General features: G+C 62.9%; 21 protein-coding genes. 9 read left to right on the forward strand and 12 right to left on the reverse strand.

Going from position 1 to position 25,869, the window contains the following annotated elements; all coding sequences use genetic code 11:
• Position 1 precedes the first annotated feature (1 nt).
• Positions 2–247, forward strand: a complete 246-nt coding sequence (locus GA566_RS11170; RefSeq protein ID WP_137923187.1) for a hypothetical protein — start codon at positions 2–4, stop codon at positions 245–247.
• 123 nt (positions 248–370) lie between these two features.
• The gene (locus GA566_RS11175; protein ID WP_160472763.1) at positions 371–859 is read left to right on the forward strand and encodes a DUF6714 family protein; all 489 of its coding nucleotides are present in this window, start codon (positions 371–373) and stop codon (positions 857–859) included.
• A 9-nt stretch (positions 860–868) separates the two neighbouring features.
• Here the strand turns inward: GA566_RS11175 and GA566_RS11180 are convergent, their stop codons facing one another.
• The 9 genes from GA566_RS11180 to GA566_RS11220 all read right to left on the reverse strand — a co-directional run bounded on the left by GA566_RS11180 (position 869) and on the right by GA566_RS11220 (position 13,625).
• Positions 869–2,209: a sigma-54-dependent Fis family transcriptional regulator gene (locus tag GA566_RS11180; RefSeq protein WP_160472764.1), complete on the reverse strand. Its 1,341-nt coding sequence runs from the start codon at positions 2,207–2,209 to the stop codon at positions 869–871.
• 12 nt (positions 2,210–2,221) lie between these two features.
• Positions 2,222–5,314 (reverse strand): peptidase domain-containing ABC transporter, encoded by a 3,093-nt coding sequence (locus GA566_RS11185; protein WP_160472765.1) that lies wholly within the window; start codon positions 5,312–5,314, stop codon positions 2,222–2,224.
• Complete coding sequence (locus GA566_RS11190; protein WP_137923191.1) at positions 5,295–6,047, reverse strand: peptidylprolyl isomerase; 753 nt, start codon at positions 6,045–6,047, stop codon at positions 5,295–5,297. The genes GA566_RS11185 and GA566_RS11190 overlap by 20 nt, the downstream gene beginning before the upstream one ends.
• 45 nt (positions 6,048–6,092) lie before the next feature.
• Entirely contained in the window at positions 6,093–7,475 is a 1,383-nt protein-coding gene (locus GA566_RS11195; RefSeq protein WP_137923192.1) for an HlyD family efflux transporter periplasmic adaptor subunit, read from the reverse strand.
• Complete coding sequence (locus GA566_RS11200) at positions 7,472–10,051, reverse strand: FHA domain-containing protein (RefSeq protein WP_160472766.1); 2,580 nt, start codon at positions 10,049–10,051, stop codon at positions 7,472–7,474. Before GA566_RS11200 ends, GA566_RS11195 begins: the two co-directional genes overlap by 4 nt.
• 210 nt (positions 10,052–10,261) lie before the next feature.
• Entirely contained in the window at positions 10,262–11,767 is a 1,506-nt protein-coding gene (locus tag GA566_RS11205; RefSeq protein WP_370459288.1) for an efflux transporter outer membrane subunit, read from the reverse strand.
• Between the two features lie 221 nt (positions 11,768–11,988).
• Positions 11,989–12,255 carry a hypothetical protein gene (locus tag GA566_RS11210; RefSeq protein ID WP_137923194.1) on the reverse strand — a complete coding sequence of 89 codons (267 nt, stop codon included), beginning with the start codon at positions 12,253–12,255 and terminating at the stop codon, positions 11,989–11,991.
• A gap of 377 nt (positions 12,256–12,632) precedes the next feature.
• A complete protein-coding gene (locus GA566_RS11215; RefSeq protein ID WP_160472767.1) occupies positions 12,633–13,157 on the reverse strand; it encodes a DUF4399 domain-containing protein in 525 nt (174 codons plus the stop codon).
• Between the two features lie 27 nt (positions 13,158–13,184).
• Positions 13,185–13,625, reverse strand: a complete 441-nt coding sequence (locus GA566_RS11220; RefSeq protein ID WP_137923196.1) for a DUF4399 domain-containing protein — start codon at positions 13,623–13,625, stop codon at positions 13,185–13,187.
• Between the two features lie 233 nt (positions 13,626–13,858).
• Between GA566_RS11220 and GA566_RS11225 the strand changes: the two genes are divergently transcribed.
• The gene (locus GA566_RS11225) at positions 13,859–15,097 is read left to right on the forward strand and encodes a formylglycine-generating enzyme family protein (protein ID WP_137923197.1); all 1,239 of its coding nucleotides are present in this window, start codon (positions 13,859–13,861) and stop codon (positions 15,095–15,097) included.
• A gap of 22 nt (positions 15,098–15,119) precedes the next feature.
• Here GA566_RS11225 and GA566_RS11230 read toward each other — a convergent pair whose 3' ends face one another.
• Entirely contained in the window at positions 15,120–17,234 is a 2,115-nt protein-coding gene (locus GA566_RS11230; protein ID WP_137923198.1) for a serine/threonine protein kinase, read from the reverse strand.
• A 420-nt stretch (positions 17,235–17,654) separates the two neighbouring features.
• On the opposite strand from GA566_RS11230, the gene GA566_RS11235 reads away from it, so the two are divergent.
• The 5 genes from GA566_RS11235 to GA566_RS11255 all read left to right on the forward strand — a co-directional run bounded on the left by GA566_RS11235 (position 17,655) and on the right by GA566_RS11255 (position 21,793).
• The gene (locus tag GA566_RS11235) at positions 17,655–17,930 is read left to right on the forward strand and encodes a hypothetical protein (protein WP_137923199.1); all 276 of its coding nucleotides are present in this window, start codon (positions 17,655–17,657) and stop codon (positions 17,928–17,930) included.
• A 71-nt stretch (positions 17,931–18,001) separates the two neighbouring features.
• A complete protein-coding gene (locus tag GA566_RS11240) occupies positions 18,002–18,271 on the forward strand; it encodes a hypothetical protein (RefSeq protein ID WP_137923200.1) in 270 nt (89 codons plus the stop codon).
• A gap of 74 nt (positions 18,272–18,345) precedes the next feature.
• On the forward strand, positions 18,346–18,618 hold the full coding sequence (locus GA566_RS11245) for a hypothetical protein (protein ID WP_160472768.1): 273 nt from the start codon (positions 18,346–18,348) through the stop codon (positions 18,616–18,618).
• 154 nt (positions 18,619–18,772) lie between these two features.
• Entirely contained in the window at positions 18,773–18,988 is a 216-nt protein-coding gene (locus tag GA566_RS11250; protein WP_137923202.1) for a hypothetical protein, read from the forward strand.
• A gap of 885 nt (positions 18,989–19,873) precedes the next feature.
• Positions 19,874–21,793 carry a DEAD/DEAH box helicase gene (locus tag GA566_RS11255; protein ID WP_160472769.1) on the forward strand — a complete coding sequence of 640 codons (1,920 nt, stop codon included), beginning with the start codon at positions 19,874–19,876 and terminating at the stop codon, positions 21,791–21,793.
• A gap of 140 nt (positions 21,794–21,933) precedes the next feature.
• Here GA566_RS11255 and GA566_RS11260 read toward each other — a convergent pair whose 3' ends face one another.
• Together GA566_RS11260 and egtD are read right to left on the reverse strand one after the other, a co-directional pair.
• Complete coding sequence (locus GA566_RS11260) at positions 21,934–23,190, reverse strand: SUMF1/EgtB/PvdO family nonheme iron enzyme (RefSeq protein ID WP_160472770.1); 1,257 nt, start codon at positions 23,188–23,190, stop codon at positions 21,934–21,936.
• Between the two features lie 127 nt (positions 23,191–23,317).
• The gene (gene egtD / locus GA566_RS11265) at positions 23,318–24,430 is read right to left on the reverse strand and encodes an L-histidine N(alpha)-methyltransferase (protein ID WP_137923206.1); all 1,113 of its coding nucleotides are present in this window, start codon (positions 24,428–24,430) and stop codon (positions 23,318–23,320) included.
• Between the two features lie 601 nt (positions 24,431–25,031).
• Here egtD and GA566_RS11270 point away from each other — a divergent pair.
• The gene (locus tag GA566_RS11270; RefSeq protein WP_137923207.1) at positions 25,032–25,748 is read left to right on the forward strand and encodes a TerC family protein; all 717 of its coding nucleotides are present in this window, start codon (positions 25,032–25,034) and stop codon (positions 25,746–25,748) included.
• Positions 25,749–25,869: the final 121 nt, after the last annotated feature.

The raw sequence follows: 25,869 nt of genomic DNA on the forward strand, positions 1-25,869 counted from the left end.
CATGAACCATCTGAAAAGAATCGAATTCGCTTACGACCCGGAACAGGAAGCCCTTCTTATCCGATTTCCTGACAGGCTTTCGACGCCTTCGAACGCCATTAAAAATGAGACGCTTAGCCAAATGACATTCGAGCAAGCCGCTGTCTTCATTGGTGAGAAGGTTCTGTTGCAATACCCTGTTTATCATGAAATGTTCAAGGACTATCTGTGGTCTGAGGACGGGACTGTGCCTCCGAAGAAATCCTAGCTTCCGAGACGCCGAACGATTGACCTGCAGGCTCGGGTTACTTCTAACCTGAGCCCCGAGTTCCCATACACCGGAACACCTCATGAACTCTGACGACCTTTCTGGCCCGTTCTTCTCATTGTCATGAACCGCTTAGATCCCGATCGCCAAGCCGCTCAGGTTGCATCAATCATTCGCTCTGCTTTCCCTATCTTTCCAATCCCTCAAGGACATCGACGACCTGATAGCATCTCCGACTACGAAGTCGATGACGACATTCAAAAATTCCATGGACGGATGTGGACGGAGATATCGATTGAGCACTGGTATCGCTGTGTGTCGCCATCGTTCATTCGTTTCGCGACGAGCAGCGAATTCTTCAACTACTATCTACCGTCGTTGCTGGTCGCGGTAATGCAAAGCGATGATTATTTGCACATGGCACTTGACGCCCTGCTTCCCACGAACCCGAAGAACGAGCCTCGCGCCGAATGGAAAGCCTTCCGCACGAGCCTGAGCGTTGAACAAGCAGAGGCAATTGTCGCCTTCCTTGAATGGGTAAAGGAAAGCAGCCCCCCAGAGAGCGGCGAATGGCATGGCGCAGATGCTGGCCTGAGCGGACTGTGGAACTAATCGCCTGACCTACTTCCCCTCAACCTGCCGACTATTGTTCCTGAAATCCTTCGAATGAATCCCGTGCTTTTTTAAGAGCATCTGCACATGCGAGCGGTTCATGTCGAAGCGGCGCGCCAGTTCCGCTACCGTGCCGCCAACTTCCTGTAGTCCGCGTTCGAGGAATGCACGTTCGGCTTCGTCGCTGGCGGCGCGTTTGGCTTCGCTTAGCGATGGGGCGGTGCCAATGTCGGTCACGATCGCCTTGCCGGGGAGGGCTGTGCCACCTGTGGCGGCTTGCAGTCCGGCGGGCTTTGGGCGGATGTCTTGCGGCAGGTGGACGAAGTCGGCGGTGTCTCCAGCCAGGCATGACAGCCGGTACATCAGGTTGCGCAGTTCACGGATATTGCCGGGGTAGCCGTAGTGCAGCAGGAAGTCGCGCAGGCGTGGTGTGAGTTTGATGGGGCGGCGCTTGAGCATGCCTGCCGCTTCGTCGCCGAAGTAGGAGACCAGTAGCGGGATTTCGTCGCGGCGTTCGCGCAGGGCGGGCAGTGTGACGTGGATTACGCTGAGTCGATAGAACAGGTCTTCGCGGAACGTGCCTTCCTCGCTCATCTTGCGCAGGTCCTTGTTCGTGGCGGCGACGATACGCGTATCGACAGCGATCACTTCGTCGGAGCCCACGCGTTGTATTTCGTGCGCCTCCAGCACGCGCAGCAACTTCACCTGCCCGGTCAGCGGCAACTCGCCGATTTCGTCGAGGAAGATCGTGCCCGTGTGTGCGCTTTCAAACTTGCCGCGACGGTCGTTGGCGGCGCCCGTGAACGCGCCCTTCTTGTGGCCGAACAGCTCGGATTCGAGCAGGCTGTCGGGAATGGCGCCGCAGTTGACCGAGATAAACGGCTTGTCGGTGCGCGAGCCATTGGCGTGAATCACCTTCGCCATCAGTTCCTTGCCGGTGCCGCTTTCTCCGTCGATCAACACGGGCAAGTCGGTAGGCGATGCCTTCTCTGCGATCTCCAGTGCCTCCAGCAACTTGGGGTTGTCGCCGAAGGTGCCCTCGAAGATGAAGCTGCGTTCCATCAGTGCCTGGCGTCTTTCTCGCGAGGACATCTCCACAGGTTCCACCTCGGGCACTTCGGCTTCGCCGGTGGCGGAGGCGGCCGCTACGAATCGTTCCTTATGCGACAACCCCATCACCTCGTCGCGCAGCGTGGTGGCCTGCTTGAGCAGCTTCTCGATCTCCGGCCGCTCCAGCCGCGACGACCAGCGCAGCGTCGAGCGCAATATCTCGATCTTCTCGATCAGTCCCGCGAACGTGACGGAGGACGTGACGGGCGATGTAGACGAGGTGGGGTTATAGAGCTTCATGGTGTCATCCCGTCACGCCGCGCTCAATTGCTTCTGCACCAGCTGGTAGTACATGCCCCGGCGCTCGATCAGTTCCTCGTGCCGACCCTGCTCCACGATGGCGCCTTCGTACAGCACCAGGATCTTGTCGGCCTGCATGATCGTGCTGAGGCGGTGCGCGATGATCACCGCCGTGCGGCCGCGCAGGATGTCCTGCATGTTCGCGAGGATGTTGCTCTCAGATTGCGTGTCGAGCGCCGAGGTCGCTTCATCGAACACCAGCAGGCGCGGATCGTGATACAGCGCGCGGGCGATGCATAGCCGCTGAATCTGCCCACCGGAGAGACCGATGCCACGCTCGCCCACCATCTGTTCGTAGCCGAGTGGCAGCTTGGAGATGAACGCGTGCGCATCGGCCATCTTCGCCACTTCCTCGATGCGTCGCCGGTCGGGGCTGTCATCGCCGCATGCAATGTTCTCCGCCACCGTGCCCGAGAACAGCAGGTTGCTCTGCATCACATAGCCCACTTGCGCACGGAAGAACTCGGTGTCGATCACGTTCATGTCGTAGCCGTCCACCGTCATCGTTCCTTCACTCGGCTTGTAGAAGCCCACGAGCAGCTTGGCGAGCGTGGTCTTGCCCGATCCACTGCGTCCGACGATCGCCACCATCTCGCCCGGCCGCATATGGAAGCTGATGTTCTCCAGCACGTACGCGGTGTCATCGCCGCCATAGCGGAAGTACACGCCATCGAAGCGGATCTCGCCTTGCAGGTCAGGCAGCGAGACACGCGACATCACATCCTGCGGCTTCTGCTCGGGTTCGAGATCGAGCACGTCACCCAGCCGTTCCATTGCCACGCCCGCGTCGTTCAATTGGCCCCACAGCGCTACCAATCCCATCAGCGGGGCGAGTACGCTGCCCATGAAGGCGTTGAATGCGATCAACTGCCCGATGGTCAGTTCACGCTCCAACACCAGCGTTGCCCCGACCCACAGGATCGTGATCGTCGTAGCGGCATTGAGCAACTGGCTCGCCAGCCCCACGAGGATGTGGAACGATTGCGCCTGATACTGCTTGTCGAGCGCCTTGGCGTACTTGCGTTCCCAGCGCAGCCGCACGGGGCGTTCGATGCCCATGCCCTTCACGGTCTCTGCACCGCCGAGCGTCTCCATCAGATACGACTTGGCATCGGTTGACGCGGCAAACACCTCGCGCGCATAGCTCTTGATCTTCGGTGTCACCAGCACGGTCAGCAGCGCGATGGGGATCACGAACGCAATCAGCAGCAGCGTCAGCTTCACGTTGTAGAGAAACATGATGCTGAAGTAGATGAACACCATCAGCAGGTTCAGCGCGGTGGTCACCGTCGATTCCGTGAGGAAGGCGCGGATCGTCTGGTTCTCCTGGAAACGCGCGAAGATGTCGCCGGTCTTGCGCTTGGCGAAGAACGACAGCGGCAGCGACAACGTGTGCTTGAAGAAGTGCGACATCATCGCGAAATCCATGTTGCGCACCATGAAGTTGGCCAGGTATGCGCGTATGGTCACCATCAACTGCGTGAACAGGTTCGAGATGATCAGCCCCAGTATCAGCAGGTGCAGCAGCCCCACGTTCTGATGCACTACTACGCCATCGAGAATGTTCTGGATGATCAGCGGCGGCACCACGCCCAGTAGCTGAATCACAAACGTGGCGAGGAACAGATGCGCGAGAATGCGCTTGTACGGTGCCAGATAGCTGATGAAGCGCAGCCACGGCGAGCGCGACACCGCCAGCTCGGTCATCTGCGCACCAGGTGAGAACAGCAGGCATGTGCCGCTCCAGCCGCGCTCGAATTCCTCGGCGCTCATCTTGCGGAAGCCGATGGCCGGATCGGCCACCCAGACATGGCGCTTCGACACACCATAGACCACCACGTAGTGGTAACCCTCCCAGTGGATGATGAACGGCAGCTCGAATCCTTCGAGTGCATCACGCGTGCATTGCACACCGCGCGCAGTAAAGCCAAGCGATTCGCCTGCACGCGCCAGGCTGTCGAGTGTGGCGCCCGCGGTGGTCACGTTCGCCAGTTCGCGCAGCTTGCCGAGCGTCATCGGAATGCCGTAGTGGCGACAGATCATCGCCAGGCACGCGGCACCGCAATCCATTTCCTCGGCCTGCTCCACCAGTGCGAAGCGGCGGATCAACCGTTCGCCCATCTCGGGCTTGGAATGCAGGTCGAGCAGCACAGGCCGCTTGCGCCGTTCCGCAAGTTTCTTCTGCCGATGCAGTTCGCGATCCACCACGCGGATGCGGTCTTCGAGCACCTCGCGCAACCGCGCGTTGCGTTCGAGGATCAACTGCACGGTCTTCTCCGGGATCACCAGCAGCCGCACATCGGTCTCGGCGATGGCCGATGCGATCTGCTCCTGCCGCATCACGCATGCGCGCTCACCGAAGATATCGCCCTGCCCCAGCGTGGCCAGTGCGAACGTGTCGCCATCTTCTTCGCGTTCGATGCGCACTGTGCCCTGCCGCACCACATAGAGCCGCCGATCGTCGCGGCCATCCTGCTGAAGAATCGGCTTGCCCGCCGTCACGCGTTTCACACCGACGCTGCGCACGGCATCTTCCAGCTCGGTCTTGTCGAGCTTGCCGCGCAGGTCGAACAACCGCGCCACGAAGCCACCTGCCGAACTGATGGCCACATAGCTGGTGATAAATGCGAGCGCCGCCGGATTGCCGCCGACCACGGGCTCGGAGACCGCGCGCGGAATCATGATCAGTTCAGTCTTGCCCGACGCACGCACCGACGATTCGTGCCGATACTCGCGCAGCAGCGCAATGTCGGCGAACACCTCGCCGGTCTTGCGAACACCCATGCTGATTTCCTTGCCGTGCTCCTCGTTGAACACGCGCACGGAGCCGCTGCGCACGATGAAGATGCCATCGGCCGGTTCGCCCGCATTGCACACCGTGTCACCGAAGCCAAACGTCAGCGTGCGCGCACTGGCGGCCAGCCGCTCGATCTCGTCACGCGTCAGTGGCGTCAGGATCTCCACCGTCGCGAGGAAGTCGGCCAACGGCAGCGCGGCAACCGACGATGCCGGGCTGACCGGCTCGCTAGCGGGCTTCGATGACATGTTCCTGCGCCCTCGCCATTAGCCATTCCTCACGCAATAGCCGTTTGATCTCCACGGCCACATCGGCATCGAGCCTTGCGGGATGTTTCGCGCGCACCAGAAAGACTTCGAAGAACGAACGATCCGGTGCGGGGAACGGCCCGAGCAGATCGCCCGGCTCGGCGTTGAAGACCTTGGCCTCGATATCGCCCTTGAGGGAGCCGCGCAGCACCTTGCCGATATCGCCACCCTGCTCGCGCGTATCGGCAATCGAATGTTCGCGTGCCATCTCGTCAAAGCTCTCGGGATCATCCTGCAGGTACGACACCAGCTCGCGCGCCTTGCCTTCGGTATCCACCACGATGTGGCTGACCTCGATGCTGTCGAACTTCGGAGAATTCAACTGGAAGTACGTTTCCACGGCGGCGTCGGTGCCCACCTGATCCAGCATCTTCTCCTGATACAGGCTGTCCGTGATGAAGGTTTCGAATTCATCGAGCGTGATGTTCAGCGCGTCGAGATAGTGATTCATGTCGGTAGCACGATGCAGGCCGTGTACGCGGCGGAACTGGTCGGCGCGCTCCTGCACATCCTCGGGCGCGAGCTGGATGCCATGGCGCCGCGCCGCGTGCGCGGTCAGCTTGTCTCGCACCAGTTGCTCCACCAGCGGCTCGAACTGCCCCGTCAGCTTCAGCACTCTCACGAATTCATCGACGCCGATCACTTCTTCGTCGATACGGACGATGGCGGTCATGGCTCGCTCCTCTTCCTTTTTCTGTCGCTATGTCTCGGATACTCTTCAGCCGGCCACCTGGCGGAACGGGTCCAGTCCCAGATCGATCAAGCGCCTCTCGCGCACGACGACTTCCGCCGTGGCCGTCATGCCGTAGCGCAGCGGATACTTGCTGCTGCCCACGCTGTAGAAGTCCTGCGCGAGCCGCACACGGCCCTCGTACACGGGCTGCTTGTCCGGGCCCGATGGCTTGGTGGCGGGCGAGATATATTCGAGCGTGCCCGCGATCAGTCCATAGCGCTGGTATGGAAACGCGCTGAACTTGAGCTTCACTGGCAAGCCCTCGCGCAGAAACGCGCGGTCGCGCTCGGCGATCTCGATACGCAACATTGGCCGCGCATCCTTGGGCGCGATACCACCGAGCGGCGCATTCGCCTGGATCTTGTCGCCACGCTGCGTCGATGTGACATCGGTGATCACGCCCGACACCGGCGCCAGGATCAGCAGGAAGTTGTCCTTGTCGATGTTCTCGAACTTGATGCGCGCCGCGGCCTCGGCCACCAGCCTCGCGGTCTGCACCTGCAGCCGCAGTTTGTCTTCGGTGGTGCTGATCTCGCGAGCGGCCGCATCGTATTGCACGCGCAGGCTAGCCAGCTCCTGGCCGCTGCCTTCCAACTGTGCACTGGCCTGCGTGTATTGCTGCGCCAGCCGTGCGTCGAGTTCGCTCAACCGCGATTGCGCCACACGTAGATCGTTCTCGGCTTGCTGCGTGGTGGCGCGCTTGGCTTCCACCTGCGACTGCGACACCCCACCGCCTGCCGGCAGGGCGAACAACCGTGCGTAGCGATCCTGCTCCTGACGCGCGAAATCGCGCGCACGTCGTGCATTGTCGAGATTGCTGCGCGCTTCGGCCAGTTGCGCGCGCTGCTGCTCCGCGAGCCGCGTCGTGCCCTCGGCCAAACGGTTTTCGTGTTGACGCGTGCCCAGTTCGATCTGTTGCTTCAGCGCCAGCGCGCGACGCTCCAGCAATGCCTTGCGCTCGGGAAACTGCTTCCATTCGCGCTCGGCATCTTCGAGTTTCAGTTGCGCCTGCAACGCGTTGGCCGCCGCTTCGATGGCACCGCGCGCGTTGAGCCGCGCCACCACATCGTCTTTCGATACTGGCTGTCCCTCGGCCACATAGAGATCGGCCAGCTCGCCATCGACGGGTGCATAGAAGCGCCGCACCTCGGATTCCGGTGCCAGCGTTCCCTGCGCAGTGACGATGACATCGGCATGCCCAAAGAACGACCAGATCAATGCGCAGAGCAGCAACCCGGCGGTGGCGACCACCGTCAGCAGCGTGAGCCGGCGCGGTTCTGCACTGAGCAATGCGATGCCTTCTGCACTGTGATCTTCGAGTGCCTCGGTCAAGGGGCGAAGCTGGCTGTCGCGGTTGTCGTCCTTCATGGCTTGCCTCCCGCCCCTACATTGACTTCCTTGCTGGCATCCTTGCTCTCGGTGCCATCGCCCTTGCTGCCCTCGCCCACCAATGACAGCTTGGTCTTGAGCACCGCCGGATCGAGCACCATGCGCAAATCATTGAGCGAGCGCCGCTGCGAATCGATCTCGGACTGGATGTCGTCACGAATCGTGTCCCACTGCGTGGAATCCTCGATCTTCAGTTGCGCGTAGATGCGTAGCCCCTGCCGCGCATCGGCCTGCGCATCGGCCAGCAACTTCGCCTGGCTGCGGAATTTTGCGGAGATACCTGCATCCAGCCGCTGCTCGCCGGCAATCAATCCGTTATTGCGATACTGGCGCCAGCTTGTGGCTGCGCGATTCAGCAACTGGTTGGCGCGCCGCAGCGCCACATCGCGAATCGCCTGCACATCGGCGTCGATGGTCTTCACGTAATACGCATCGGCTTCGGGATCTAGCGATGCATAGAAGCCCAACAACTGCTCCTCGTAGCCGGGCGTACCCTTTGCCGCTTTCACGGCGGCGAACTGCGTGGCAACTTGTTCCTTGTGCGCGGCATCCTTCGCCACATCGTCCGCCCATGGCCCGCTACCGATGGCCTTCAACGCCGTGATGGCCTGCGTGCTGTCGCCCTGCTCCCACGCCTTGTTCGCCAGCGCGTACTGCCGCTGCACATCGTCGGCGGGCAGCTTCGACTTGAGCTTCTGGTACTGCGCCTGGAACGGCGGTGTGGTCAGGTTCAGCTTCTGCATCTGCGCCACGAGTGCACCGGGCGCGCGGGCGCGCAGCGACTGCACCAGACCCGTGTATTGCTTCAGATCCGATTCCACGCGATCCAGACCGGACAGGCGCGGATACTTGTCCTTGTATTCCGCCAGCATCGGCTGCAATGCCTCGGGCTGGTCGCGACCAAGTTCGGTCGCCACCGCAGCATCGAGTCGATCGATTGCTGCCAGATACACCGAATCGTCATTGCGCAGCCGGCGCAGGTCGCTCAAGGCGCGCGCATAGACATCTCGGAAGGCGGGCACATCGTTAGCAATGCGGCCAAGCAGGCGCTGATGCGATGCGGTGTCCTCATCCCACCAACGTACGAGTTCCCGAATCTTCGATGCATCGGCGTACATCTTCACCGGCCCTTCCACACCGCCACGCGCCGCGATATAACGCTCCAGGTCGCTCACCCATGCCAGTTGCGCGATCAATGCCTGCCCATCGCGATTATTCTGGCTGCGCGCGCGCATCTCGCCGGCAACCGTTGCGGCGCCGTCGAAATCATTGGCTTGCAGGCGTGCGGACCATTGCGGCACATAGCCCCGCATCAACGCTTCGGCGCCGAGCGTCTGGTACTGCGCGTTGTCGGGGTGGCGGGACAGTACCTTGTCCGCCACTTCGGCCGCACGCACGTACTTGCCCTGATCGACGAGTTCCTGCAGCGAGCGATCCGGTGCGCCACGCCACCAGATGTAAGCGCCACCGATGGCAACCACCGCCACGACGAGGATCGCCACGCGCGCGGCGCGTTCCAGTTGATGGCGATCCCGAATGCCGAAGCTGCGCATCGCCTCGACGAGCATCATCGTCACCTTGCCGCGCGGGGCGGGACGATGTGCCGCATCGGCCGAGGTATCGGGCGGCGACTCGGGATTGATCTCGTCTTCCTGCGCGGCGCGGTAATCCACGCAGAAAATATCGAGGAACGAATCCGCCGCACCCACGAACGTGGTCTTGTCGGGATCGACGTCGACCGGCAGCGCCGCCGCGCCTGTCGACTGGGGCGCCTCGGGCGATGCAACCGGCGCGACGAACAGCGACGTCTTCGTGGCCGTGGCATCGGCGTCCGCTTCGTACTCGATCTGCACGCGGTAGACGAAATGGCTGCCGCCGAAGGCCAGCACGTCGCCGGGCTCCAGGCGGATCGACTGCTCGCGCAACCGCACACCATTGACGAAGGTGCCATTGGTACTGCCGAGATCTTCGATCCACGGCACGCCTTGTTTCAGGAACAGGTGCGCATGGCGGCGCGACAGGTAGTTCACCTGATGCGGATAGTCGTCGCGATAGCGCGCAAAGGTGTCATCGGCCTTGCTGACCATGAACGGAAAGCCCGTCACGATCACCGGCTGCAGCCCGAGATCCTCGCGCATCGGCGCCAGGGTAACCGCCACGCGAGGCGGTTCCGGTTCTGCGGGCCGTGGGTATAGGCGCACGCGATAGGCGAGGCCCGCACCAAAGCTGACCTCGTCGCCATCACGCAGCACGGCGGGCTGCTGCGCCACGGCATCGCCATTGACGTGCGTGCCGTTCTTGCTGCCGAGATCAGCCACATAGACCGCGCCATCCTCGGAGAAGATGCGTGCATGGCGGCGCGACAGCACCGAGACCGCTTCGGTGGGATACGCCGCGAACGGCGCCTCGCCGCGACCAATCGCGAAGAGGTCCTCGTCGATGCGGATCTCGCCGAGCTCGGGGCGCGATACCGGCATCAGCAGGACGTCGAACACCTGACCCGCTTTCGGCGCCATCACCGGCACATCGAGGAAGGGTGCTTCGTCGCGCGTCATGTCTCAGCGGAGCCAACAGTGGAGCCCGTGGCGCGCATCCGCAACGCGACACCGCCACGCGCAGTGGCAGACATCGAACGAAGGCGGCAGGTCACGGGTAAGAACATAGTAGGCCACGCCTGAAGGGAGTCAATGCGCTGCGCCGCAGCGTTGCGCAAACGCACGCACGGTGCGGGTTTCAAGGATGAAACGGTTTGTGCGGTGTTGCGGCTAACGCGCCGCGTTCGGCGCGCGGACGGCGGCGGGTGTCGCCGGGCCAGCCGTCGAGCTTGCAGCATCAGCAGGCGGCGCATTGCGAACATTGACGTCCGACCATCCGCCGCCGAGCGCCTTGTAGAGCGTGACGGTATCGGCCAGGATTTGTTGGTGGACGGCCAACAACGATTGCTGCGCGCTCAGCAGCGAACGCTCCGACTCGAACACTTCGAGTTGCGAAACAATGCCCTCGCGCGCCTGTGCCTCGATCTGCGTACCGACCACGCGCAACTGGTCAACCTGCTGCTGCAACTCGATGCGCTGCTTCTTGTGGGCATCCACGTTCACGAGCGAGCTTTCCACTTCCTCGAACGCGGTCATCACAGTGCGGCCGTACTCGTTCTCCACCACGCCGACATTGGCCTCGGTGGTCTTCACGCGGGCCCTCACACTGGGGTCGAGCATCGGCAGGTTGATGCTCGGCATGAAGCCGAACGTGAAGGATTTCATGAGATCCGATAACGCAAAGCTGGCCGTGCCGCCGCGCGCGGTCAGGCTGATGCTCGGCAGTTGCGCCAGCCGGGCCTGCCCGACGAGGTTGTACGCGGCCAGCACGCGGTACTCGGCCGCGATGATGTCCGGGCGGCGCGCCAGCAATTGCGACGGCAGGCCAGCCGGTACGGCAGGCAACTTCACGCGGTCCTGCAAGCGCCCCGGTGGTACTTTCAATTCGCCAGCCGGCGTGCCCACCAGCGTGGCCAGCGCATTCTCGGCCACATTGCGCGAACGCTGCAGCTCGATCAGATCCTTGGTCAGCCGATTGATTTCCGCCTGCTGCTGCATCACGCGGATCTGCGGTAGCAGGCCATTGGCCAGCATCGCCTTGTAGGTGCCGAGGATGTCGCTGTTGCGGCCCAGCGTGCGGCGCTGCTGCTCCACCTGTTCGTCGAGCAGCAGGATGGTGAAGTACGTAATGGATACATCGGAGGCCAGCGCCAGATATCCCGCACGCCAGTCGGCCTCGGTGGCGCGGAACTCGGCGGTCTGCGCCTGCACGCCCTTCTCCACCTTGCCCCATACATCGATGTCCCAGTTCACGGTGCCACCCAGGTTGTACGTCTTCGAGACAGCCTGGCCGGTGGTCTTGCTCACATCGAGACCCGCGCCGATGTCGAATACCGGCAGCGCACCCGCGCGAGCTTCGGCAATCTGCGTATTGGCCACGCGGATACGAGCGGCCAGCACCTTGATGTCGTAGTTGCCGCTCAACGCGCGGGCCACGAGTTGGTCGAGGTAGGGATCGCCAAAACCCTTCCACCAGTCGGGCACGATGGTCTCGGCAGGCGATACGGTCACGGACTCACTCGGTGACCACGCGGCCTTGCCGGGCACATCGGGACGCTTGTATTCGGGAGGACGGAAGTCGGCACAGCCGGACATCCCGATCACGGACAGCACCACGGTCAGGGATGCCGCGATATGCGGCAACGGGCGGCGCGAGGCAAAGGCGAAATCGATCACGATGGCATCCTGCTCCGAGCGCCAGTGGACCGTGGCAGTGCGTCCTGGCGTTCGATCTGTATTGTGGTGCGGCGCTGGCGGAGCGCAACCCCCGCATGCATCGTCACGCAATGCATGGGCAAAAAAATCGCCGGGGTGGAGGAATCTCCCCGGCGTAAGCTCCCCGTGCGGCTTGCGGCGTCTTGCGGACTTTGACGCCGGTGCCGCGCGCATTCTGCAAATCAGTACACGTTGTTGTGGGCGTTCTGGTTCGTGCGCACCGTGTTGCTGAGGTGTTCCTGGAAGGCCGAGCCGTTGCCGAAGTAGCTCGTCACGTCCTGCATTTGTTGATTCGACTGGTTGATCTTGATGTCCTTGTCGAACGAAATGCTCACCGGCGTGAAGATCGACGTACGCGGGGCAAACAGCGTGCCGCCGCGAACGGCTTGCAGCGACGAGGCGCTCAGGGTTTCGGTCGAGGACAGGTCTTTGATGGTCAGCGTGGTCATGATGGTCTCCTAGAGAGGAAAGTTGCTTCAGTGTGATGAGCATCGGGTTGGTGTCGCGCTCGGACCATATATCGCAGGGAGCGTGCCAGGTCTTTGAAAAAAGTGGAAATCGTTGTGGGGTAAGGGATTGCGGGGGATGGGGGTGGTTTGCCGAGCGGCAGGGTGTTTGGTGTGGAGAGACAGGTGGTGTTGGGGGTGTCGTTTTACTTCCCACATTTTTTGCTCCCCTCTGGTTTTCTCCCCTCTCCCGCGTTGCGGGAGAGGGGAGAAAACAATCGGGATAGAAAGCGCATCGGCACGCTCACAAAAAAAAACGGCGCACATCGCTGTGCGCCGCGCCGGAGACAGGCGGACCGCCCCGCCTCTATCGCTCCGGGTCATTTGACGTAGATGGTGATCTTCTTCGAGTAGATGGGCGGGTTGGTCGGGATATGTTTCTCGTCGCCCATCAACAATTGCAGGGTGTGCTTGCCCGGCGGCAGTTCGATGGTGGTCTCGGTTTCTCCCGCGCCAAAGTGCAGGTGATTGCGATCGTTGGGGATTTCCTTGTCCAGCGGCGGCAGGTCCACATCGATCAGCAGGTGGTGATGACCTGTGTTCGGAAACTTCACGTCCTTGGGTGCCACGCCCATGTTGCGCAGGCCGAACCACACCTTGATCGGCTTGCCCGCAGGCATCGTCTGGTTGTTGTTGGGGTAGCCGATATAGAGATAGGCATTCTTCGGTGCCGCCGTGGGGCCCGTTCCGCTCGCGCTACTGGCGGCGGGCGTGGACGCATGGCCGGCATGCGCACCTGAGGCGCCAGGTGCCGATGCATCGGCCGCGTGGACGGCGCCGGCACCGAGCCACGCCACCGTCGCGATCACCAGTGATCCATACAGCTTCGGTCCGATCTTTGTCATGGCGCTCTCCGCTGAAGTCCGTGTGCGCTAGCGCACGGTGATCGTGATCTTCTTCGAGTAAATCGGCGGATCGAACGGTACGTGCTTGCTGTCACCCAGCAGCAGTTGCAACGTGTGCTTGCCGGGTGGCAGTTCGATGCGGGCATCGGTCTCCCCCGCGCCAAAGTGCAGGTGGTTGCGGTCGTTCGGGATTTCCTTGTCGAGCGGCGGCAGCTCGACATCGATCAGCAGGTGATGGTGTCCGCAGTTCGGACGCTCGATGCCCTTGGGACACACGCCCATGCCTTTCAGGCCCATGCGCACCCACAGTTTGCCGCCCTCGATGACGGCACCGTCGCCCGGCCAGATGATGTAGGTCTCGGCACCCTTGGGTGCCGGTGTCAGCGGAATGGCGAGTGTGGAAAATAGCGCGGCACCCGTGGCGAGCAGCGCAGCCGCAAGCACACGGCACAGGGATCGTCTGGGCATGGCGGCTCCTCCCGGGAGAACTGTCCGCTGCACACGCCGCGCGAGATGCGTTGCGCGGGAGCGGTTTCTTGATCGATCTTTCCGATGCGCGCTTCGATTTGTCATTCAGCGTAGTGCGGCCACCAGCAAAAAGCGAACTTTCGCCGCACAAACGCTGTGCTATCTTGAAACGGCAGGCACCACGTCACGACAACTCCACACCGCGTGCCGATTCGCTTCAAGGGGGGCTGATTATGTGGCGGAAAGCACTAGCGGTGTCGCTGCCTGCGATCGTTGTTGCGATCGTTGCGGGCGGCGCCATGCGGATCGACGATTTCCTCGTGGCACCCGCCGAAGCCGGCATCCTGCCCAAGAACAGCGACGAGCAGTACGAACTCTCGTTCTGGGATTCGATCAAGAACAGCAACTACGCCGGCGACTACGAGGCTTACCTGAAGCAGTATCCGAACGGCAAGTTCGCGGCGCTGGCCAAGTCCAGGCTCGACCGCATCCGCGCGGCAGGGCCATCGGCCGCGCCCAGCGCACCGGCCGCAAAGCCCGAGCCCAAGGCCGAGGCCAAGCCCGCTCCGGCACCCACACCGCCGCCTGCTGCGCGGTCCGCGCCACCTTCGACGCCATCGCCATCGACACCGCCCGCCGCCAGCAATCAACCGCGTTCGCGCGCGGGCGGCGCGATCTCGCAAGGCACGGTCACGATGGCGAACGAAGGCAAGGAGACTCCACCACCTGCTGCAACCAAACCCGGCGAAGCACGCGGTGGCGAGAGTCGCGACTGTCCGCAGTGCCCGGTCATGGTGACCATCCGGCCCGGCTCGTTCACGATGGGCAGCAGCACCAGTGACCCCGCCGAGCGCCCGCCGCATCACGTAGTGGTGAACAAGCCATTCGCCATCGGCAAGTTCGAAGTCACGATCGAACAATGGAACGCGTGTGCCGATGCGAACGTGTGCCCACGCATCGCCACCAACAATGCCGATGCGAAGAACGCACCCGTGCGCGACATCAGTTGGGATGACGCGCAGCAATACGTGGGATGGCTATCGAAGACCACGGGCAAGCCCTACCGTCTGCCAACCGAAGCCGAATGGGAATACGCGGCGCGTGGCGGCACCAGTTCCGCATTCTGGTGGGGCGACAAGATGAGCAAGGGCAACGCCAACTGCAAGGACTGCGGCGATCCGTGGAGCGATGCCGCGCCTGCCAACGTGGGATCGTTCACCGCCAATCCCTTCGGCCTGCACGATATGAATGGCAGCGTCTGGGAATGGGTGGCGGATTGCTGGCACAGCTCGTACAAGGGTGCCCCCGTCGATGGGCGCGCCTGGGAAGAGCCCGCGTGCACATCCCGCGTGATACGCGGCGGTTCATGGCGTGAAGGGGCCAGCTACATGGTCTCTTCCACACGCTTCAAATACAGCACGAGCGTGCGGCAATCGCAGAATGGCTTCCGCGTGGCGCGCGATGCAAATTGATGTCTGATGGATGCCGCGTGCGCTACTTCGCGCGCGTGGCGATCTGCACAAGATCCACGCTGACCTGATCGCGCCCATGCTTGCTCGCCATCTGCGCGAGCGGCTTCTCCAGTGCGCGCAGATATTCCTGGCGCGTCTCGAAATCGGGACGCCGCGACTTGAACAGCGGCTCGGGCGTGGTCAGCAACACCACCAGTTCCGTGCCGAACGGTTTCGATATCACCCAGTCGCCGCTATCACCAATCGTCGCGCTGTAGCTGGCCGGTGCCTGATGACCTTGCACGCGTGCGCTTGGTACCAGATGCGCCACCTTGCCATCGGCCACGAAGTAATCCACATAGACGTAGCTTTCATGCGGCGGCGTTTTCAGGTCGAGCACCAGCGGTGTGCCTTCGGTCAACTGCGTGCCGCCGCGCGTATGGAGCAAGGCGACGCCCCCCTTCTCTCCCGCTTTGCGGTTGCCTGACCAGTACGGCGCGATCATGCGTACCACATCGCACTTGTCCGCGGTCAGCGGCTGCGCGTCGAGCTTCAGCGTCTTCACGCCGCCCAGCTTGCCGAGCTTGTCACGTAATCCGCCGATAGCCGACTCCGCCACATAGCCATCCACCTGCAGCACATTGCCCTTGATATCGGCATTGAGCAGCGCGCATGGCGTGGCAGCGAGCACGGCGGCCACGGCTTCTGGCTTGAGCGGCACCGCTGTCGGCGGCTTGGGCGCTTCCTGTTCGGCGATGGATGGTGCAGGCGGAGGTTGCGTAGCCGGCGTGGACGCCACCGGAGGCGCTGGTTGCCCACCGTCCTTGACATCGCCCCGCCACAGGTAATACCCAACGCCCGTGGCGATGGCAACACCCGCTATCGCCGCGCCCACGAGCAGCGGCACCACTGGGCTGGCCTTTTCCGGCTGTCCGCCGAGTCCCGCCAGAAAGCGCGTCACGGTTGGCGTGCGCGTAGCGCGATCGAGCGACAGCGCCTGGCGCAGCGCCTTCCATTGCGTACGCGACAACGTCTTGGGCTGCGCGGGTTTCACGTTGCGTGCGCGTGCCTCGGTGGCTGACACCCGGTCGTACGGATGCTTGCCCGTCAGCAGTTCATAGCTGACGCAGGCCAGCGCATAGATATCGTCGCGTGGATCGGGCTCACGATGCTCGAACATCTCGGGGCTGGCGTACGCCGGAGTCATGCCGCCGAGTGAACCCGGATCGAAGACGGTCTGGTCGGCATCGTCCGCAGGCTGCTGGAAGCCGCGCGCAATGCCGAAGTCGATCACCTTCACTTCACCGCGATCCGTGAGAAACACATTGGCCGGTTTGAAATCGCAATGCACGAAGCCGCGTTCGTGCGCATAGGCCAACGCACTGCCCATGCCCACGATGATCGGCATCGCCTTGATATAGGGCAGCCCCGTGAACTCCGGCGCGCGCAGCACACGGTTGAGAGACTTGCCCTGCAGATACTCCATGGTAAGGAAAACAGTCGGACCATCGCGATCGAAGTCGTAGACGGTGACGATGTTCCGGTGCGCCAGTTGCTGCGCCTTGCGCGCTTCACGCTGCAACGCAATCAGCGATTTGGGATGCCCGCTGAACTGCAGGTTCAGCACCTTGATCGCAATGTAGGGCTTGCGATCCGACGCTTCGAGCTTGCGCAGGTCCAGCGCCTTGTAGACCGTGCCCATGCCGCCCACGCCCAGGCACTCTTCCAATACGAAGCGACCATTGAGCGTGTCGCCCACACCCTTGGTGGGACCCGATGGAATCTGACCGCCGGTGAAGTGGCCGCTTTGACTTCCCGTATTGCTGCCCGTCTGATAGGGATGTCCCGTGGCCGGCGCGCTGCGATCCGCATGATCCGGTTCGATGCGTGTCTCTTCGCCTGCACTGCCAGCATGCATGTCCTGGACCCGGTCGACGGGATCGAACTGCGTGGCCACATGGGAGTCGATGCGGTGCATCACTTCGGCATAGACCGCCGGAGGCAGGGGAAAGCGCGTGTGCTCCTCAGTGAGCACGCGGGCAAACTGGGTGGAGTCGGTTTGATCGTCCTTGAGGGCCAGATCTACCGATGCAAGGAAGTCGTCGCGCGAGAGGCTGCCGCGCTGAAAGTTCCTGATGAGTTCGGTCAGGCTGGGCATCCGATGCATCCCGACGAGTGGTTGCCGACTGGGTTGCTGACTACTTGCCGACTATATTGCGGCCTCGCGCATGCCGCGAATCCGTCGCATCACGGCACAGGGCCTTCGATGGATACTAGTGCGCACTCCGGCCATTCGCAATGCCGCACTGATGCGCGGCGCCCACAGCCGTCGCTGGCGCGCCAACACCCAACACCTTTCTGTTGGCGCGCGGCCATCACACTCCCCCTCCCCGCCCCGCTCGCACAGTGATGCCAGCGCGTGTGCATCGCCCGCAAAGCCTTGTGCCACAACCCTTTCGAAAATTTATTCGCGCAGGTGGCACGCGCTGGCACGCTCCCTGCGATATCTGGTCCGAGCGCGACACCAACCCGATGCTCATCACACCGAAGCCTCACCTACCTGTTTCTGGAGACCATCATGACCAAGCTGACCATCAAGGACCTGTCCTCGACCGAAACCCTCGACGCCCGCGCACTGCATGCCGTACGCGGTGGCTTTGCCTTCGCCCCCATCACCACTGTCTACAGCCCGTTCAAGCTGTCCTTCGACAAGGACGTGAAGATCAACCAGTCGAACCAGCAAATGCAGGACGTGACGAGCTACTTCGGCAACGGCTCGGCCTTCCAGGCCAACATGCACAACAACGTGACGACGAACCAGCACGCCGAGAACAACGTCTACGGCGCCGTCTGATCCGGCATCGCACGCACTCGCACCCCACGCAATTCGCACACCACATCGCACCTGAGTATTTGGAGACTGCCATGAGCACCCTGACCATCCTCGACCTGTCCAGCACCGCCACCCTCGACACCACCGGCATGAAGTCCGTACGCGGCGGCCTCGGTTTCGCCCCGTGGACCAGCGTCTACGCCCCCGTGAAGCTGTCGTTCGACTCCAGCCTGAAGATCGACCAGCAGAACCAGCAGATGCAGAGCGTGAACAACGCCTTCGCCAACGGCTCGGCGTTCCAGGAACATATGCGCAACACGGTGGACACGAACCAGAACGCCACCAACAACGTCTGGCGCTAAGACATCGTCATCGACACGCACCGGCGCGCGGCAGCCCCGCGCGCCACCGCAACACGCACCTGAAGGAGTTCACCATGTCATCGATCACCGTCCGCGACCTTGCCGCCAGCAAGGAACTCGATCGCAAGTCGCTTACCGCCATCCGTGGCGGCAACAGCTGGCTCAGCCAGGCCGGCAACATGGGTCCGCTGGCCAACGTCAATATCAACATCAACCAGAACGTTCAGCAGTTGCAGCAGGTGAACGTCGCCGCGTTCAACAACAACAAGATCGTCGGCGTGGACCTGGGCAACATCGCGCTGAACGTGAAGCCCTCGCAATGGGGCGGCAACTGGGCTGCAGTCTGAGCCCGGCCAGCGTGCCGCAGTGGTGCCACGCATTGCGGGCACCACTGCGGCCACTGCACTTGCCTATACTGAATCGGGCCCGCGCCTGCCCTGGCGCCGCCCGACCGGCGCCGTTCCGGCCGGCCGAGGCAAGGTCCGCAAGCTGGAGAACGCCATGGCAGTCATCGTCATCAAGGATTTGTCGGAAAACATGGACCTCGACCGCGAGGCCATGACCGCCATCATCGGCGGCGCCCGATTGGCCGGCAGCTATCGCTGGCAATCGCATCGACGACCATCGCTGACGCGATTGATCCAGTATCCGCAGGGTTTTCCGGGCACGCCGCAGGATGCAGGGGAGGAACGGGAGACCGGGACGCCGCGCAAGTGAAGTGAGTGCGCGAAAGATCCCCGGCACGATAAAGAAACAAGCGAAAAAGCGAGGGAGAAAAGAAAAGCCCGCCAAGCAATTGGCGGGCTTTGGTTGCGGACGGGCCCGGACCTCCTGGGTCTGCGTCACCGGCGATTCCGGTCATTCCTGTGCCAGGCATGTTTCCCATGGATTCCGCCCATGACGCGGACGCCCATCCGGACCACCCGGACAGTCGGAGGAAACGTGGCGATGGCATCAATGACCGCAATGCCCGAGCCGAGCGGCAAGCCAACCTTGCCAAAGGCAGGATCATCGGGACGTGAATCCGTCCGCCCCATTGCGGGCGTGGCCCGCGCACTGGAGTATAGGCAGCGGTCTCCGACATTCAAGCGACGCGGGCTGCGCTTGAATCGCACAATTCACATGCCTGCTTACGTTTGATTACGATTGCGCACGTGTTTGACCATTTCGCGGTGCAGCAAAAAAATAAGTGTTCTGCTATACTTCGCGCCGTGAGTTTCGCACTGTGAGTTCCGCACCACGCCCGGCATCATCAGCCCATGGCGTATCCGCTGCCCTCCCAATATCTGCTCCCTGCCTCTGTCATCACACGAAGTTCAGACAGGTGCCTGGCCAGAACGCACCGCTCACCTGACGTCGCCTCGTCTCCGATCCTGATGAACAGCCTGTAGTCCATTGCGCTGTTTGCCTGCCAGGGATAATCGACCGGTTGAATATGAATCAGCCAGTTGCCCACCCTGCCTGCCGCCGTGTTGCCAGCTGAGTCTGTCGAACGGCCTACCGATTGGCGCCGAAGCCTTTTTTAAGACTTTGCACTTGCGCCCACCCTCGAGCATCACATTTGCCCCGGGGTGCCATGCATATTTAATACGTACGTACGACATGACCCAGCACGAAGATTTCCGTGCGGAGCAACCTTTTGCCTCCGCCACCGACGCATCCGCTACGCCCGCCGCTGCCGTGAGCCCGCTCGACAAGCTCGACGCCCTGCTCAACACCGACGCAGCCCGGATCGTAGCCGCCGATGTGCCGGAAAGCGGCTTCGCCAAACTCGGCCTCGACGCCGCCATCCTGCGCGCCCTGGCTGAAGCCAACTACAACGACCCGACGCCTGTTCAGGCACAGGCCATTCCCGCATTCCTGGCCGGCAAGGACCTGCTGGTTTCGAGCCAGACCGGCTCGGGCAAGACTGCCGCGTTCATGCTGCCCGCTATCCAGCGCATCAGCGAGAAGCCGCTCACGAATCGCCCGACCGAACCCGCCAAGCGCATGAAGGGCAAGCGTCCCCGTCCGTCGCCCGCGCAGCCGTCGCTGCTGGTGCTGACGCCGACACGCGAACTGGCCCTGCAGGTAACGGAAGCCGCCGCCAAGTACGGCCGCCATCTGCGCCGCATCGTGTGCGCCAGCATCCTGGGCGGCATGCCCTACCCGAAGCAGTTGGCCATGCTCTCGCGCATGCCGGACATCCTCGTGGCCACGCCGGGCCGCCTGCTCGACCATATCGAAGCCGGCCGCATCGACCTGTCCGCGCTGGACATGCTGGTGTTCGACGAAGCCGACCGCATGCTGGACATGGGTTTTGCCGATGACATCGACGCCATCGTGGCCGCCACGCCGGCTTCGCGCCAGACGCTGATGTTCTCGGCCACGCTGGACGCACGTATCGCACAACTGGCCTCGCGCCAGCTGAAGGATCCGCAACGCATCGAGATCGCTGCCGCACGCGCCGACCAGAGCCACATCGAACAGCGCCTGCACTTCACCGACGACATGTCGCACAAGGAACGCCTGCTCGACCATCTGCTGCGCGACGCATCGCTGAAGCAAGCCATCGTGTTCACGGCTACCAAGCGCGATGCCGATTCGCTGGCCGAGCGCCTGTCGGATACCGGTTTCTCGGCTGGTGCCCTGCACGGCGACATGACCCAGGGCGCGCGTAACCGCACGCTGACGGCCCTGCGCCGTGGCAACCTGCGCGTGCTCGTGGCCACCGACGTGGCCGCACGTGGTATCGACGTGCCCGACATCACCCACGTGGTGAACTTCGACTTGCCCAAGCAAGCGGAAGACTACGTGCACCGTATCGGCCGTACCGGTCGTGCCGGTCGCTCGGGCGTGGCAATCAACCTCGTGAACCACAACGACATGTTCCAGTGGAAGCGCATCGAGCGCTTCACGAACAACCGTGTGGACGCCTCGGTGATCGAAGGTCACGAACCGCGTCGCACGCCGAAGCCCCGCTCGAATTTCGGCGGCAAGCCGGGCGGCCGTGACGGCTACCGCGGCAATGGCGGTGGCAACGGTGGTGGCTATCGTGGCAACAGCAACGGCGGCGGCTATCGTGGCAACTCCGGCAGCGGCGAGCGTAGCTTCGGCGACCGCAAGTTCGGCGGCGAAAGCCGTGGCTTCGGCGACCGTGGCGGCGAGCAACGCAGCTTCGGCGGCGGCGAAAACCGTGGTTTCGGTGATCGCGGCGAACAACGCGGCTTCGGCGACCGTGGCAACACGGGCGGCTATCGCGGCCAAGGCCAAGGTCAAGGCCAGCAACGCGGCTTCGGTGGCGGTGAGCGCAGCTTCGGCGGCGAACGCAGCTTTGGTGGCGGCGAGCGCAACTTCAACCGCGATGGCGCCAATGCCAACCGCAGCTTCGGCAACCGCGAAGGCGGCCAGCGCGACGGCAACCGCGGCTTCGGCGGCGAACAGCGCAGCTTTGGCGACCGCAGCTTCGGCGACCGCAACAACGATCGCGGCGGCTTCGGCGGCCAACGCAACGGCAACAGCCGTTCGCGCTACGAGCGTTGATTCTCAGAAATGAGAAATGAAAAAGGCACCTTCGGGTGCCTTTTTTGTTGGTGCTCCTGCGTTTCACCTGCCCAGTGTTTTCTCCCCCAACCCCTCTCCCGCATAGCGGCAGAGGGAAGCAAGACAACGGGGAGATTTACTCAAACCCCACAACTCCGAAACCCCACAAACGACACATCGTCCTCCGGCAACAACGCTGTCCGCGCCCGCACATGCCGTGCGCGTGCCGGGCTCGCGAACGATACGCCGCGTACGGATTGATGCGTGCCGAAGCGGCCGATGATTTCGCCGTCGGTCGGCTCTGCGACAAACCCGATGTACGGTTCGTACGGCGTGGCCGTCCATTCGCGCAGCGCGCCCCACTGCAGGCCGCGGTTCTGCGTGGCCGCCAGTTCCCATTCCACTTCCTGCGGCAAGCGGCGACCTGCCCAGACACACCAGGCCTGCGCCTCGAACAGCGAGACATGGCGCACCGGCTCGTCGGGATTCAACGTGCGCTCGGTGCCGAAGCGCGATGCCACCCAACTACGGCTGACCGCATGGCGTCCCCAGTAGCGCGGTGCCGAGCGCTCCTGCGTCATCAACCATTGCCGGCCCGCAACCGACCAATAAGACGGATGCTCATAGCCGCGATCCTCGACGAACTCCAGGAACTGGGCGTTGGTCACCAGCGCGGCATCCATCTCGAAGGCCGGGACGTAAATTTTCTGCGGCGGCAATTCGTCGGGCCAGGCAAACCCATCGGCCTCGGCCCAGCCCTGCGTAAAATTGCCGCCCGGGAAATGCAGCGTACCGCCCGACGACTGCGATATCGACGGACCCACGGCGGCGGGCTCCACGGGCGCCATGCCCAGCGCCTGCAGCAGCGTCGCCACGGTCTCGCCTTGCGCGTCCTCATGGCAGAGTGCGCGACGGAACGGGTACAGCGTCGCGTCCTCGTCATCGGGCAACAGCGCGATACGGCGCAGCAGGCCGTCGAGCACCTGCGTGGCATATTGCTTCACGCGGCTCACATCGGGCAGCACGATTTCCCAGCGCTCGTCAGGGCCGATCCGGTCTGGATCGAACCATTCATCGGCGCCATCGAGCAACGACGGCTCGCTGGCTACCGGCAGGCGGATGCCGCCCTGCTCCAGATGACGCACGCCGCGCAGGCACCACCATTCGGCGTGCCAGGCGATATGACCCAGGGTCCACAGCGGCGGGTTGCAATCGTACTGGCGCGGCACATCCCAGCCCTTGCGGGTCTGGCCAAAAGCACCGAGCCACGCGAGCGTGCGATTGCGTGATTCCACCAGCGCCTGCGCCAACCCTTCACGCGGCAGGCGGCGCGCGTCAGGCCACTGCGCATTGCCGCCGGTGAAATGGAGATCGGGAAGCATGGAGAATCCGCTCATCGAAATATCCGTGTCAGAGAATGAAAAAAGGGCCGGCCGGCCCGGCTGCGCGCATTATGACATCGCGCGCGCACGGTTTCCGGCCGGCCCCGCTTCACCCTGCTGGCGGCGAGGCTTCCCGAACTCTCTATCCGCGCGCGTGGAACACCGCGAACCAGCCCTGGGGGTCGGTCCAGCTCACCGGATCGGTGAAGCCAGCCGCTTCAAGCAGGATCGCGAAATCCTCCACCCGATACTTGTGCGAATCTTCCGTGTGGATACGTTCCCCGGCCGCGAATTGGCGCTCGCCCTCCGGCCATCGCACCGTCACGGGCCGCACGCACTCCAGATGCATCTGGATGCGCGACGACTGCGTATCGAAGGTAGCGGCGTGCCGCCAGTCCTCCAGAGCAAAGTCGCTGCCGACGATGCGGTTCACGTTGCGCAATACGTTCCGGTTGAACGCGGCAGTCACGCCGAGCGCGTCGTCATAGGCCGCCTCCAGCGTGCTCGCATCCTTGAACAGATCCACACCAATCAGCACGCCGTCACCGGGACTGGCTGCCGCGCGCAGACGCTGCAGCAACGCCAATGCGTCGATCGGGCTGAAGTTGCCGATGCTGGACCCCGGATAAAAGAACAGCCGACGCCCCCGCCGCACATTCCTCGGCAGGTCTAGCGGCCCGCAGAGGTCCGCGCCCAGCCCCAACATCGGGATCTGCGGATGCTGTTGCTGCAGGCCCGACAGCGTGCCGCGCAGGAAATCGACGGATATATCGACAGCCACGTACTGCGCCGGCTGCAGGCTCGGGAACAACCGCGCCGCCTTCTCGCAGTTGCCAGCGCCGAGATCGATCAGTACGCAGCCACTGCCCGCCCGCGCCGCAATGGCCGGCGCCATATTGTTGAAGATCGATGCCTCGGTGCGCGTGGGGTAATACTCGGGCAGGTCGGTGATGGCCTCGAACAACCGCGAGCCCAACACATCGTAGAAGAACTTAGGGCTGATTCGGGCCTGGGCTTCAATCAAGCCGCGCAGGATCTCCGCACGCAACGCACCGCTATCCTCACGGTATTGCTGCACGAATTCCGGCTGGGGGGCGGCGCCTGCTCGAGCGTGGCCATTGCCAATGACGATGCCCGGTTCGGGCGCTAGCGTCGGCGTGGCGTGATTGTGGTGATTGGCTGAACCGTTGTTGTGGGAGTGGGAGCGGGAACTTGACTGGCTGGGGGGCTGACTGGGTGTCGTAACGGCCGGCATGACTTGTCCTTGTTGTCGATGGGCACTACGTGGCATCCCTCTAAGGCACCGCCTGTGCAAGGCACGGCGGTTGGCCGGGGATGCGCGCCTGTCCTGTCCGACGCACTTCTGCCTGGCCAATCCAAACAGGATAGGTGCATAAGCTTATACACCCACAATACGTTGCATCACTTTACAAGTCTGTCGGGCGATCTCCGTCAGACGCCACGACGGACAATGTCCGATTCTGAATACATACAAACCCCACCTCGGCAGTGCAACATTTTTCCTCGTAGTTCCCTTATAATCGCGTCCAACGTGCTCGGCGGAGTATCTGACGGGCACGAATCCCTTCCAGAAAGGGAAGTTAAAGGGGAGTAGCTTGGGGGCATCTTTGCCCTTAGCACAATCGTCATTCCGAGACGCGACCCGTCTCCGGTTGTGCTGACTCTGACGCGCATTCCGCGGCAGCCAGTCGAGCAAGACCTTTGCACACCTGGTTTCTATGGTTTGCAAAGGCAGCCCCATCGGACTTCCTGCGCTCGCCCCAGATCCCGGATGTGAAATAAAAGACCTTGCTGGCCGCCTGGCCCGCAGCTGTTTCGCACATTGAGGAGCGTACATGGAGTGGTTCACTGATCTGTTCACGATGCAGTTCCTGACGGCACTGCTGTCTATTGTCGTCATCGACCTGGTTCTTGCCGGCGACAACGCCATCGTGATCGCCCTGGCGGCGCGTAACCTGCCGCCCCACCTGCAGAAGAAAGCCATTGTCTGGGGCACCGTCGGTGCCGTGGTCGTCCGTTCGGCGATGACCATCGGCGTGGTCTGGCTGCTCAAGATCCCCGGCCTGCTCCTGGTCGGTGGCCTGGCGCTGGTCTGGATTGCCTACAAGCTGCTGGCCGCCGAGGAAGATGGCGACGAGCATGGCGCGGGCGCTGCCACGCTGGTTGGTGCGATGAAAACCATCATCATCGCCGACGCCGTGATGGGCGTGGACAACGTGCTGGCCGTGGCCGGCGCTGCCCATGGCAGCTTCCTGCTGGTAGTGCTGGGCCTGTTGATCAGCATTCCGATCGTGGTCTGGGGTTCGAGCCTGGTGCTCAAGCTGATGTCGCGCTATCCGTCGATCATCTACATCGGCGCCGGCGTGCTGGCCTTCACGGCCGTGAAGATGATCCTCGGCGAACCGATCACGAAGGCGTTCTTCGAGTCGCAGCCCGTGATCAAGTGGGGCCTGTACGTGGTTCTGGTGGGTGGCGTGCTTGGCGCCGGCTACCTGACGCAGAAGCGTCGCGGCTCGCGCGAGACCACCGAAAAGCCGGTGGAAAGCCACTGAACTGGCTGACCTGAGTTGAAGCTGGCCGCCTCCGGGCGGCCAGCTTCGTTAACGGTCCCGATAGGCTAAAATCCCCAACTTGCGGCTAAAACGCCGACATCACATTCCCTTCCCACGCGCC

It is taken from the genome of Cupriavidus sp. SW-Y-13 (assembly GCF_009793345.1).
In the GTDB taxonomy this organism is placed as follows: Bacteria; Pseudomonadota; Gammaproteobacteria; order Burkholderiales; family Burkholderiaceae; genus Cupriavidus.